This window comes from Mucilaginibacter sp. P2_A5 (genome assembly GCF_056404995.1).
In genome coordinates, this window is the sequence record NZ_JBFUCY010000053.1 from 16,467 (window position 1) to 30,119 (window position 13,653).

Genomic DNA, 13,653 nt, shown 5'->3' on the forward strand with positions numbered 1-13,653 from the left:
AGATTATACAACATTTTAGGATTATCGGACTTGCCAGCGCAAGTCAATTGACAATGAAAAATAAATATATAATAAAAGGGATCTTTTGTATCCTGTTACTGGCAATGGTAAAAGCAACCACCTATGCGCAGCCTTCGGTGCCCGCATCAAAACGCGGACACGTGTGTATAGATAATGACTGGCGCTTTGCATTAGGGCATCCTTATGATCCGGCAAAGGACTTTTATAACGGAACAGGTGGGTTTTCTTATTTCGCTAAAACCGGCTATGGCGACGGCGCCGCATCGCCAGGATTTGATGACAGGGGATGGCGTAAAATTAACCTCCCGCATGACTGGGCGGTTGAACAGCCTTTTAGTGCTAAAGGCAGCTCAAGCCACGGATCGAAGGCCATAGGCCGGAACTTTCCTGATGCCAGCGTGGGCTGGTATCGTAAAACTTTTGTTGTTCCCGCTACCGATCTGGGTAAGCATATATCTATAGCCTTCGACGGTGTGTTCCGCAACAGCATAGTTTGGGTCAACGGACATTACCTGGGTACCGAGCCCAGTGGGTATAATAGCTTTGAGTACGATGTTTCTGAATATTTAAACTATGGTGGTAATAATGTTATAGCAGTACGGGCTGATGTAACCATGGAAGAAGGCTGGTTTTATGAAGGCGCCGGTATTTACCGGCATGTTTGGCTCAATAAAACCGACCAGCTGCATATTGCTTCCAACGGAACATGTGTTACAACCCAGGTGAAAAACAATATTGCCGATGTTGATGCAACGGCCACTATTATTAACAGCGATAAAAAAGCAAGAAGCTTTAGCGTAACACAAACCATTGTTGACGCCGATGGTAAAACGCTTGCTACCGGCAAAACGACAGGGCTTACTTTGAAACCTTTTACATCGCAGGATGTTAAAAGCATTTTATCTATAACCAATCCTAAGCTATGGTCGATAGAAACCCCCTTCCTGCACCGGTTGCTTACCACCGTTGAAGAGAATGGCGCTGTTACCGACAGTTATACAACAACATTTGGAATTCGCACCATCAGGTTTGATGCCAACGAAGGTTTTTTTCTGAATGGCAAACACGTTAAAATAAAGGGAACCAATAATCATCAGGATCATGCCGGTGTAGGTGCTGCCATGCCCGATGCTTTACAGGAGTTTCGGATCCGTACTTTAAAAGGTATGGGTTCCAATGCCTATCGCTGTTCACATCATCCGCCAACGCCCGAATTGCTGGATGCCTGCGATAAGTTGGGTATGCTGGTTATAGATGAAAACCGCTTAATGGGCGTAGCATCTACAGAGCTAAATGACCTGAAAAGGATGATCCTGCGCGATAGAAACCATCCCAGTATCATCAGCTGGTCAATAGGGAACGAAGAGTGGGGCATTGAAGGTAATATTACCGGGGCGCGTATAGCCGCTACTATGCAGGCCTTTGCCAAATCTGTCGATTCAACCCGGTATATCACAGCGGCTATAAGCGGTGGTATTGGCAATGGAATATCAACAGTAATAGATGTGCTGGGCTATAATTACGTAGCAACTAAAAATACCGACGAACAGCATAAAAAGTATCCCAACCAGTTTAGCTGGGGTACTGAGGAAGGATCGACAGTAGCCTCACGAGGGATTTATGAGGATGATATGGGCAAGCAGCAACTTGTTGCATACGACAGAAAGCAAAACGACTCTTTTTATAGCCTGGAGCAAGGCTGGAAACATTACGCCGCACGTCCGTACCTGGCAGGGATGTTCATTTGGACGGGTTTTGATTACAGAGGCGAGCCTACACCATTTGGATGGCCCTCTGTCGGATCATATTTTGGAATGCTTGATGCCTGCGGTTTCCCCAAAGACGATTACTATTATTTAAAGTCATGGTGGACTGACCAAACCGTTGTACACCTGTTGCCGCACTGGAACTGGCATGGTAAAGAAGGCCGGGAAATACGGGTGTGCGCCTATAGTAATTGCGACGAGGTTGAACTTTTTCTGAATAAGAAAAGCCTCGGTAAAAAAGCTATGGAGCCAAACGGGCACCTGGAATGGCAGGTGAAATATGAGCCGGGAACACTGGAAGCTATAGGTTATAAAAAAGGAATAAAAGCGGGCAGCGACGTTGTTAAAACAACCCTGGTCCCGGTCAATATTAAATTACAGGCTAACAGGGAGACAATCAAAGCCGATAGCAAAGATATCGCCTTAATTACCCTACAAGCTACTGATAAAAATAATTTAAGGGTGCCAACGGCCTACAATGAACTGGGCTTTTCAATTGAGGGACCGGGTAAAATAATAGGTGTTGGCAACGGAGATCCCACCTCGCTGGAACCCGATCAATACTTGGATCGGATTAACCTTGTTCAAATAGGGAATTTTAAGGAGAAATTTGTAGATGATTTAAATGTGAAGGCCGAAGTTGCGGCTGACTATGATGACAGTAACTGGCAAAAAGCTTTTAAGGATACCCGGGATGATGAATTTGGCCGAAAGGTGAAAGCGATAGTTTACAGAGCTGGTTTCACGATGCCAGCCGACGTTACCACCGCCACTGCTACCTTTTTTAATAAAAACATAGGCAAGGTGCAAAGCATTTATATCAATGGTAAAGAGATAGGGCATGAAATTAAAGCGGACGCCGGGAACACTGAATTTAAACTTGAAGCCGCGTTACTACATCCGGGCAACAACACCATTGTTATTGTAGCTACACCTTTACTCAAAGCAAATATTTGGGCGAGCGTTAATACCGATCCAGGTTTAATCCAATTGGTTTATCCCGCTGCTACATATAAACGAAAACTGTTCAGCGGGAACGCCCAGGTTATTGTACAATCGACCGGGCAACCAGGCCAGATAATATTAAAAGCAACTGCGCCAGGATTAAAAGCAGCTGTTGTTCAAATTACAGCAGCCGATAAATAACATAACACATAAAAAATTTATGAAATATACCCTTGCCTGTTTTATGGCATTTTTCGTGGCCGGCGGCGTTTCGGCACAAAACAAAAGCGAGGTTGCGCTTAAAGCGAAGATCAACAGCATTGTGAGCAAAATGACGCTGGAAGAAAAAATAGACATGCTACATGGCAACGCGCTGTTTTCTTCGGCAGGCGTAAGCCGTTTAGGTATCCCGGAGCTAACCTGCGATGATGGCCCCTTAGGCGTACGTGAAGAGATAAAACGCTTTGATTGGGCGTCGGCCAACTGGACAACCGATTCGGCCACGTTTTTACCAAATGGCTCGGCCATAGCGGCCACCTGGAACCCAGTAATGGCAAATAAATACGGGGTAGTAATAGGCGAAGAAGCCAATGCCCGTAAAAAGATTGTAATGCTTGCACCCGCATTCAATATCTGCCGGATGCCCCTTTGCGGCCGTACCTATGAATATTATTCGGAAGACCCATATTTAAACAGCCAATTGGCTATTCAATCAGTAAAAGGGATCCAAAGTCAGCATGTAGCAGCCTGTATAAAACATTTTGCCGCCAATAACCAGGAGCTTAACCGCGACAGCGTAAATACCATAGTTGATGAAAGGGCATTGCGCGAAATTTATTTCCCGGCATTTAAAGCAGCCATACAGCAAGGCAATGCCTACACCATTATGTCGGCCTACAATAAGCTGAATGGCTATTGGTGTTCCGAGAATGACTATTTATTAAATAAAGTACTAAAAAAGGAATGGGGCTTTAAAGGAGTGGTCATGTCGGATTGGTCCGGGACGCATCATACCGTAGCAGCGGCCAACAACGGGCTGGACATTGAAATGGGCTCAAGCGGGCCGTATGATCAGTGGTATTTTGCCAAGCCGCTACTAAAAGCTGTTAAGGAAGGCCAGGTCCCGGTAAAAACAATTGATGATAAAGTGAGAAGGATTTTGTGGGTAATGTACCACACCTCCATGAGTACTAACCATCCTAAAGGATCTATCGCTACACCGGCACATGCCAAAGCCGCCTATGCTATTGCCTCAGAATCCATCGTTCTGCTAAAAAACGACAACCATTTGTTGCCTTTAAAAGCAGCTAACATTAAAAGCATTGCTGTCATCGGTGATAATGCCATCCGCACATTTGCTTTGGGCGGGTATGGCGCAGGGGTAAAAGCTAAATATGAGGTTACCGCTTTAGCAGGCATAAAATCAAGGTTCGGTAAAACAGCCAATATCAGCTTTGCCCAGGGCTATAAAGCAAACTACCTGGCAAGCAATAGTGATGAACAAAACCGTGGCTCTGACCAGCCCGATCAAAAACTGATTGATGAGGCCGTGGCGCTCGCAAAAACAACAGACATTGCCATTTTATGTATCGGTTCCAATCGTGAATATGAAAGTGAAGCCCATGACCGTAAAAGCCTGGAACTGCCTTTTGGCGAACAGGCATTGGTTAACGCGGTAACGGCCGTTAATGCCAATACCATTATCGTAATCATGGCTGGTGCCCCTTATAACCTGGATGAAATCAAAAAGTCAAATCATGCGGTTGTTTGGTCGTGGTTTAACGGCTCGGAGGCAGGCAATGCACTGGCCGATGTATTAACAGGTGTTGTAAACCCATCAGGCAGGTTGCCATTTACTTTTCCTGTATCGTTAAAAGATTCACCCGCGTTTAACCTGGATACCTATCCGGGTAAAGGCGCAACGGCTGAATATAAAGAGGGCATACTGGTTGGTTACCGCTGGTACGATACGAAGAAAATTGAACCACAGTTCCCCTTTGGTTATGGGCTTTCCTATACTGATTTTTCCATAAGCAAACTTTCCACAGATAAATCAAACTATAAAAAGGATGAAACAATCCGGGCGAAATTCACCATCAAAAACACAGGAAGCAGATCCGGGGCCGAAGTTGTGCAGTTATATGTAAGTGACCCGGTTAGCTCTGTTTTGCGCCCTGAAAAAGAACTAAAAGCTTTCAAAAAAGTTTTTCTGCAACCCGGTGAAACCAAAACAGTTGAACTGGATGTAAAGGTTGGGGATTTGGCATTTTATGACGAATCAAAAAAAGGATGGAATACCGAAGCCGGTGAATACATCCTTCAATTAGGTAATTCATCACGTAATATCATTCAAAAAGTAAAAATTTCGGTGAAGTAAACCCATTTCAGAAGCAGTGTGAAGTTTATAGAAAATCTGTGAACCGGGCAAACAGGTTATCAGGAATACCGGTAAACTCAGAAATAATTTTCAGTGGAAATGGCCTGTTGGCTGGTAAATAAGTGTAAAAAACAATTAATAATATTGACTTTGACGAAGAAAAAAATATTACCCATTTCAGGTTTGTGCCTGTTCCTGTTCACAGCAACAAACGTGAGAGCGCAAAACCCAATTATCCAAACCAGGTTTACAGCCGACCCGGCACCTATGGTGTACCATGACACCGTGTTTTTGTACACAGGCCACGACGAGGATAAAGCTACACCGTTCATTATGAAGGATTGGCACTTATTTTCAACCACAGATATGGTGAATTGGACCGACAGGGGCGCGCCGTTATCGGTAAAAACATTCTCATGGGCAAGTAAAGATGCCTGGGCCGGGCAGTGTATTTTTCGTAATGGTAAATTTTACTGGTATGTGCCAATGACCCGGACCGACGGCAAAGGTATGGCTATTGGGGTAGCCGTTGGCCCAACAGCCGAAGGGCCATTTATTGATGCCATTGGCCATCCCTTAGCTTATACTGGTCGTGGCGATATTGACCCCACGGTATTTATTGATACCGATGGGCAGGCTTATCTGTATTGGGGAAACCCACACTTGTTTTATGTGAAATTAAATCAGGATATGATCTCTTATTCAGGAGATATACAAATGGTGCCGTTTACAGAGCAAGGGTTTGGGAAACGTACCGGAGATCCCAACCGTTTTACCCAATACGAGGAAGGGCCCTGGTTTTATAAACGAAAAAAAATGTACTATATGGTATATCCTGCCGGCGGTGTGCCGGAGCATATAGCTTATTCTACCAGTACGGGGCCAACTGGTCCGTGGGTATACCGGGATACACTTATGCGCATTATTAAGAAACGCGGCGCATTTACAAATCACCCCGGGATGATAGATTACCATGGTAACTCATACTTTTTTTATCATAACGAAGCTTTACCGGGCGGAGGGGGCTTTACAAGGTCGGTTTGTGTTGATCAATTTACTTATCAACCTGATGGTACAATTCCTATGATCAGCCCTACTACCGAAGGCGTGATCAAAGCAGTAAGAAACCTGGATCCTTTTGTTCGTCAGGAGGCAGAAACAATAGCCTGGGAATCGGGTGTTAGTACCGCAAAAGGTAATAATGGCATATACGTAACAGCTATAGATAGTGGTGATTATATTAAAGTACGAAGCGTCGATTTTAAAAGTGGCCCAAAATTATTTTGCGCGGATGTTGCAGTAAATACTGATGGAGGTATGATAGAGATACACATTGACAGTCGTGACGGTTTCTTATTAGGTACTTTATCGGTAAAAAACACAGGCGGTTTGGATATATGGGGAACCCAATCTGTTGCGGTTAACAAAGCAACGGGTATTCACGATGTATACTTTGTGTTTAAAGGTAGCCAGGGGCATTTGTTTAATTTCAACTGGTGGAAATTCAATAAGAAATAAATAAGGGCTTAAGAATTTACTTAATGTAGTCGTTCGCGTAAGATTTGTACCCGAGGGAAATTTTAAAGGAAATGACCAGTTGGTCTTGTAAAAATAAGTGTTAAAAAAACAATAAATAATATAAACTTTCATGATGAAAAAGTTATTACCCATTTCAATTTTGTGCCTGTTCCTGTTCACAACAACAAGTTTACAAGCGCAAAACCCTAAGCTAACGCTTGATTTAACTAAGCCTGGCGCAAATGTAAGCCCGCAATTGTATGGGTTGATGACCGAAGAGATCAACCATTCGTACGATGGCGGTTTGTATGCCGAACTGATCAGGAACAGGATATTTAAGGACAACCCAAATACGCCGGAAGCATGGAGCGTGATCAGGGAAGGTGGCGCGAAAGCCACTATTAAATTAGTTGCCCCAAACCCCGGCAATGTACCCAACGATCAGCAGCGCCAGGCAATTAATGGCTCGTTAACTACTTGTTTAAGACTTTTGGTGGATACCGGCGGTGGCCGGGCCGGCATAGCAAATGAAGGTTATTGGGGCATACCTGTTTTGCCTAATACAACTTATAACGCTTCTTTTTATATGAAGGGAACGAGCAGCAAGCCATTTCCCCCCCGCCCCTGGGAGCCCAAGCCTACAGTTACTGTTCCGGTAATTGCCGATAACACTGCCGGGCCTATAACCGTAAGTATAGAAAGCAATGACGGTAAAACGGTTTATGCTTCGGGGGTTATTAATTTGATAAAAAGCCCCTTTTGGAAAAAATATGAACTCAAATTAACAACCGGCGCCGGTGTTAAACCAACATCTGATGCCCGTTTTGTTATTTCAACAAACCGTAGCGGGGCTTATTATTTTAACCTCGTCTCGTTATTTCCGCCAACTTATCATAACCGCCCGAATGGCAACAGGGTAGATATCATGAAGTTATTGGCCGATATGAAACCCCGTTTTTTACGTTTTCCCGGCGGTAATTTCCTTGAAGGCCCAAAATTGAACGATGCATTTCCGTGGAAAACCACTTTGGGACCGCTTGAGGGACGGCCCGGCCATACCGGCTCATGGGGCTACCGCCCCAGCGACGGCATGGGCTTACTTGAATTTTTAGAATGGTGCGAAGACCTGAAAATGGAGCCATTGTTGGCTGTTTTTGCAGGCTATTCGCTTGATGCCGACCATGTGGACGCTGGTCCGCTGTTGAAGCCTTACGTAGATGATGCGCTTGATGAAATTGAATATGTTACAGGCGACATACACACCTACTGGGGCGCTAAGCGCGCGGCAGACGGGCACCCGGCTCCTTTTAAACTCAGCTATGTAGAGATTGGCAACGAAGACGGGTTTGACGAATCTGGCAGTTACGACGGACGTTTTGCCCAGTTTTATGATGGCATTAAAGCCAAATACCCAAACCTTCACTGTATCGCAAGCATCGGAGGTAAGGACTGGCTTGGAAGCAGGAGTAAATTAACCATTCGCAAGCCCGAAATTGTAGATGAACATTATTACCGCAATGCCTGGGGGATGGAAGAGGACGCGGCACATTATGATAACTACGACCGCAGTGGATATAAAGTTTTTGTAGGTGAATGGGCAACAACGGAAGGCATGCCCACAACCACGTTGAATGCTGCCCTTGGCGATGCGGCCTGGATGACCGGTATGGAGCGCAATTCAGACGTGGTTATCCGCTCATGCTATGCGCCTTTATTTGCAAATGTAAATAAGGCTACCGCAACCGTGCCCAAAGCATGGCAATGGGAATCAAACCTGATAGGTTATGATGCATTGACAAGTTTTGGTTCGCCCTCGTACCATGTACAAGCAATGTTTAATACCTATATCGGCGATAAGGTAGTCCCTGTATCCGGCGCCTATATCCCCACCCAAACAAGGCCTGCCACCAAACAGGACAGCGCGGCGAACAACATGCCCAAACCTATACCAGGCATGTTTTATGTAGCTACCCGGGACACCAAAACGGGAAAACTGTTTCTTAAAGTAGTAAATGCAACAGGAAAGCCGCAGCAGGTTGATATCGATTTAAAGGGGGCCGGAAAACTTTCTCCCGAGGGTAGTATCGTGGTCATAAAAGGCGATAAACCCGAGGATACGAACACCATCAGCGACCCCAAAAAAATAGTTCCGGTTACCTCCAAAATAAAAGTGGCCGGCGCCAAATTTACAAGGACTTTCGATCCATATTCAGTAAGCATGCTTCAAATAAATACATTAACTAAATAATTAAAACCAGGTAAGCATACCAGGACAAAAAAAACAAATGTGAATATGAGAAATGCGATTTACAGGTTATGGATGGCAGCTTTAATTATCACGCTTATAGTGCCGCGTTTATATGCGCAAAAAGCCACTAATCCAATCATTTTTGCTGATGTTCCCGATATGTCTATGATCAGGGTTGGTAAAAATTATTATATGAGCAGTACAACGATGCACATGAATCCCGGGGTGCCTATTATGAAATCTACAGATCTTGTCAATTGGAAAATCATCAACTATGCCTATGATACTTTGGCAGATATGCAGGAGCTAAATTTGACAGAAGGTAAAAACACATACGGCAAGGGTTCATGGGCGAGCAGTCTGCGCTTCCATAAAGGTATGTATTATGTAACCACTTTTGCACAAACCACAGGTGAAACTTATATTTTTAAAACGAAAGATATAGAAAAAGGAAATTGGGAAAGAATTTCCTTTAAACCAGCCTATCATGACCATTCTCTGTTTTTTGATGATGATGGCAAAGCCTATTTAATTTATGATGCAGATAGACTAAAACTTGTTGAATTAAATGACGATCTGACGGGAGTTAGACCAGGCGTTCCGGTGAAAGTTATCATTGAAAACGCCCACGCACCAGCAGGAAACGACATGGGCATTGGCGCTGAAGGATCTCAATTATATAAAATAAATGGAAAATATTATCTATTTAATATTTGCGCCCCACGCGGTAAAACCAGAACTGTAGTTATACATAGGGCAGATGATATCAACGGTCCTTGGGAAGGAAAAGTTGGCTTACAGGATAGAGGAATTGCTCAGGGTGGACTTATTGAGACGCCAGACGGACGCTGGTTTTCTTATCTCTTTCGCGATTTTGGTTCTGTTGGCCGAATTCCCTATCTGGTTCCTGTAAAGTGGGAAGACGGTTGGCCTGTATTAGGAGAAAACGGTAAAGCCCCGGATACATTAGATCTGCCAGCCAGTAAAGGTTTGATCCCAGGCATTGTTGCTTCGGACGAGTTTACCCGTAAAAAAGGCGAACGTGCATTACCACTGGTTTGGCAATGGAACCATAACCCGGATAATAGTTTGTGGTCTGTTACCGCGCGGAAAGGGTATTTACGACTCAGCACCGGGAGGATCGACACCAATTTCCTGATGGCTCGAAATTCATTAACACAACGCACTATCGGCCCGGGATGCTCCGGGACAGTTTCGCTCGACATTGCTAACATGAAAGATGGTGATTTCGCGGGTTTGGGCCTTTTGCAAAAAAATTACGGATTGGCCGGTGTCAAAATAACCGGGGATAGCAAAGCTGTCTTAATGATCAATGCAAGTACCGGAAAACCTGTAGAAGCACAAAAAATCCCCTTAAACCAAAAGGTAGTATACTTTAAGGCGGAATGCAATTTTACAAACAGAAAAGACGTGGCCGATTTTTTCTATAGCCTGGACGGGAAAACGTGGATACCATTGGGCACACAATTAAAAATGGCTTATAGCATCCCGCATTTTATGGGCTATCGTTTTGCTTTGTTTAATTATGCTACAAAAAATATAGGGGGAGCGGCCGACTTTGACTTTTTTCATATAACAGATTCCATTTCCCCGGAAAAATAAAATTCAACCAGTTAAACAAATAAATAGGCATCCTGACATTAACAAGATGCAGTAAGCAAGAAATTAATGATTTAAGCGTAAAACCAGTTATTACAAACACTAATAAGTCGTTTGACGCAACCAGTTACGTATTATTTACAATATAAATCTCCGATAGATGACCACAACCTGGAAAATTTTAACTTTTTTAATAGTATTTAGTTTTTGTACATCTGTAAAGGCGCAAAACACGGGTGTTGCGCTAACCCCACCCATGGGATGGAACAGTTACAATTGTTACGGTATGACGGTTCATGAGGATGAGGTAAAAGCAAATGCTGATTACGTTGCTAAAAACCTGAAGGCGCATGGCTGGCAGTATATAGTGGTGGATTTTTTATGGTCCTTTGATAGCCGAAGTGGCGACCCGTTTCAAAAAAGACTTAAAGATGGCTCATATAGCCCCTGGCTGGCTATGGACCAATGGGGGCGTCTAACACCTGATACAATTAAGTTTCCGTCGGCATTGGGCGGTAAGGGGTTTAAGCCATTGGCTAAGTATGTCCATTCGCTGGGGTTGAAATTTGGTATTCATGTAATGCGTGGCATCCCACGCCAGGCAGTATGGGCAAAATCACCCGTAATGGGCGCTAATGGCATAACTGCTGATATGATAGCCGATACTAATTCAAAATGCGCCTGGAACAACCACATGTTTGGCCTGAATATGGCTAAACCCGGTGCGCAGGAATACCTGAATTCAATATTGAAGTTATATGCCGCTTGGGACGTTGATTTTATTAAGGTTGATGACTTATCGGCTCCTTATCGCACTGCGGAGCTTGAGGGCTACCACGAGGCAATTGATAGTTGCGGCAGGGCCATCGTGTTCAGCACATCACCGGGGGCTACGCCTGTTTTTAAAGCTGATAACCTAAAACAAAATGCCAATATGTGGCGGGTAGCCAATGACTTTTGGGACGAATGGCCCGCCGTATTGCAAATGTTTAATTATGGCAAACAATGGGAAGGCCTTGGCGGCCCCGGCCATTGGCCCGATTGTGATATGATACAGATAGGCAAGTTGTCAAAACGGGGCCCTGTAGGGAACGAACGTTATAGCCGTTTTACAAAAGACGAGGAGTATTCGCATATGACATTTTGGACCATCTTCCGCTCCCCGTTAATTTTGGGCGGCAACCTGCCCGAAAACAGGGAACAGGAATTGAAACTGTTTACAAACGATGAGGTGATAGCCGTTAACCAACATGGGACCGAACCGCGCCAGTTATACAAAACTAATGATGCAATAGTTTGGTATTCGCACGTGCCCGATAGTAAGGATATTTATGTCGCTTTATTCAACCTGGCGGCGCAGCCGCAGGATGTGGATGTAAACTTTGCCCAACTTGGCCTGGAAGGAAAGGTAGTCGTTCGGGACCTTTGGGAAAAACAAGATGTAGGTACCTTTAAAAAAGGATATAAAAAAACGATCAATACACACGGGGCCGCTTTGTTAAAACTATCGTTGCTTAATTAGGGTTCGGTTAACTTATAAGGGGGAAATAAAAATTTCGGCGCCTTCGCGCTGTAACCGATAATGCTTACAGCAAAGCAATATCGCCAGGGTTAAACACATCTGCTGTTGAACCTACAGCCACAGATAAATAGCATCGACAAAAAATAAAAGAAATACTAATTTATGAAATATACCCTTGCCTGTTTTATGGCATTTTTCGTTGCCGGCGGCGTTTGGGCACAAAACAAAGGCGAGGCTACACTTAAAGCGAAGATCAGCATCATCAGCAAAATGACGCTGGAAGAAAAAATAGACATGCTTCACGGCAACGCGCCGAAATATGGGATGGTTTCACAACTAAATGTATTATTCTACAATTCAAAAACACGCTCATTTTTATGAAAACGATATTTATGACCTTCTTCTTGCTTTTGGCGGGCAGTAATTTTAGCCTCGCTCAAAATCAAAATGGTATTGAACGAAAACAACTATTTGATTATAACTGGAAGTTTTTTCTGGGAGGTACTATATCTGCAAAATCAAAAGATTTTAACGATATGAGTTGGCGAAGCCTTGATTTACCACACGATTGGAGTATCGAAGGGAAAATAAGCCCCAAAAACCCGACGGGCGGAGCCGGTGGATACTTTCCTGCAGGAATAGGCTGGTACCGGAAAGCTTTCAAAGCCCCGGCTGAATGGAAAGGCAAAAAGGTCTCCATTTATTTTGAAGGAGTTTATATGAATTCTGAAGTTTTTATTAACGGGAAATCACTTGGGATCTACCCTTATGGTTATTCGTCATTTAGCTATGACCTTTCACCTTTTTTGGATTTTAATAATGAAAATGTAATAGCGGTAAGGGTAGATAATTCGCAGCAATTGAACAGCAGGTGGTACAGTGGTTCTGGTATCTATCGCCACGTTTGGATGAATGTTACCGATGCTGTACATATAGCCGAGTGGGGAGTTGCAGTTGCCACTCCTGATGTGTCTGCAAAAAAAGCAACCGTTCAAATTAAAACATTGATTAAAAATGAAACCGGGTCGCCTCAACATCTGGTGCTTAGTACCTTGCTGAAAGGGCCAAACGCTAAAAACGCAGGAAATAAACAAATAACTGTTGACGTGGCTGCTAACAGCGAAAAGGAAATTGCTCAAACAATTTCGGTATCAGCCCCCATGTTATGGGCACCGGAAACGCCGCATTTATATAGTGCCCGGATACAGGTATTACAAAATAAGAAAATAGTTGACCAAACAGCGACCGGGTTTGGCATACGTTCCATCAAATTTACTACAGAAAAAGGGTTTCAGCTTAACGGAAAAACAGTAAAACTGAATGGAGGGTGYGTGCATCATGACAATGGCTGCCTGGGTGCCGCWGCTTTTGACCGTGCAGAGGAGCGMAAGGTTGAACTGCTCAAAGAGGCGGGGTTCAATGCWGTAAGAACTTCTCACAATCCACCATCGCCGGCATTTTTAAATGCTTGTGACAGATTAGGCTTATTGGTTGTTGATGAAGCATTTGACTGTTGGAAAGTAGGGAAAAACAAACATGATTATGCCGRATATTTTAACAAGTGGTGGAAACGCGACCTGGAAGCCATGGTTATGCGGGATCGTAATCATCCATCAATCGTAATATGGAGCATTGG

At 44.1% G+C, this 13,653-nt stretch carries 8 protein-coding genes; all 8 read left to right on the plus strand.

Annotated elements, in window-relative coordinates; all coding sequences use genetic code 11:
* Positions 1-53 precede the first annotated feature (53 nt).
* On the plus strand, positions 54-2,933 hold the full coding sequence (galA, locus tag AC1DXF_RS28510) for a beta-galactosidase GalA (RefSeq protein ID WP_477452088.1): 2,880 nt from the start codon (positions 54-56) through the stop codon (positions 2,931-2,933).
* Positions 2,934-2,952: 19 nt separating this feature from the next.
* On the plus strand, positions 2,953-5,109 hold the full coding sequence (locus AC1DXF_RS28515; protein ID WP_477452089.1) for a glycoside hydrolase family 3 C-terminal domain-containing protein: 2,157 nt from the start codon (positions 2,953-2,955) through the stop codon (positions 5,107-5,109).
* Between the two features lie 150 nt (positions 5,110-5,259).
* Positions 5,260-6,627: a glycoside hydrolase family 43 protein gene (locus AC1DXF_RS28520; protein WP_477452090.1), complete on the plus strand. Its 1,368-nt coding sequence runs from the start codon at positions 5,260-5,262 to the stop codon at positions 6,625-6,627.
* Positions 6,628-6,757: 130 nt separating this feature from the next.
* The gene (locus AC1DXF_RS28525; protein WP_477452091.1) at positions 6,758-8,875 is read left to right on the plus strand and encodes an alpha-L-arabinofuranosidase C-terminal domain-containing protein; all 2,118 of its coding nucleotides are present in this window, start codon (positions 6,758-6,760) and stop codon (positions 8,873-8,875) included.
* 72 nt (positions 8,876-8,947) lie between these two features.
* Positions 8,948-10,498 carry a glycoside hydrolase family 43 protein gene (locus AC1DXF_RS28530; RefSeq protein ID WP_477452092.1) on the plus strand — a complete coding sequence of 517 codons (1,551 nt, stop codon included), beginning with the start codon at positions 8,948-8,950 and terminating at the stop codon, positions 10,496-10,498.
* Between the two features lie 157 nt (positions 10,499-10,655).
* Positions 10,656-12,017: a glycoside hydrolase family 27 protein gene (locus tag AC1DXF_RS28535; protein ID WP_477452093.1), complete on the plus strand. Its 1,362-nt coding sequence runs from the start codon at positions 10,656-10,658 to the stop codon at positions 12,015-12,017.
* Positions 12,018-12,179: 162 nt separating this feature from the next.
* Positions 12,180-12,398 (plus strand): hypothetical protein, encoded by a 219-nt coding sequence (locus AC1DXF_RS28540; protein WP_477452094.1) that lies wholly within the window; start codon positions 12,180-12,182, stop codon positions 12,396-12,398.
* Positions 12,395-13,653: glycoside hydrolase family 2 TIM barrel-domain containing protein (locus tag AC1DXF_RS28545; RefSeq protein WP_477452095.1), on the plus strand; the 1,259-nt coding region annotated here is incomplete at its 3' end. The genes AC1DXF_RS28540 and AC1DXF_RS28545, both read left to right, overlap by 4 nt.

Bases quoted from the DNA above. Each gene is read 5' to 3' on its own strand.
- AC1DXF_RS28525 (WP_477452091.1), top strand. From the start codon at position 6,758: ATGATGAAAAAGTTATTACCCATTTCAATTTTGTGCCTGTTCCTGTTC.
- AC1DXF_RS28540 (WP_477452094.1), top strand. From the start codon at position 12,180: ATGAAATATACCCTTGCCTGTTTTATGGCATTTTTCGTTGCCGGCGGC.
- AC1DXF_RS28530 (WP_477452092.1), top strand. From the start codon at position 8,948: ATGGCAGCTTTAATTATCACGCTTATAGTGCCGCGTTTATATGCGCAA.
- AC1DXF_RS28535 (WP_477452093.1), top strand. From the start codon at position 10,656: ATGACCACAACCTGGAAAATTTTAACTTTTTTAATAGTATTTAGTTTT.
- galA (WP_477452088.1), top strand. From the start codon at position 54: ATGAAAAATAAATATATAATAAAAGGGATCTTTTGTATCCTGTTACTG.
- AC1DXF_RS28515 (WP_477452089.1), top strand. From the start codon at position 2,953: ATGAAATATACCCTTGCCTGTTTTATGGCATTTTTCGTGGCCGGCGGC.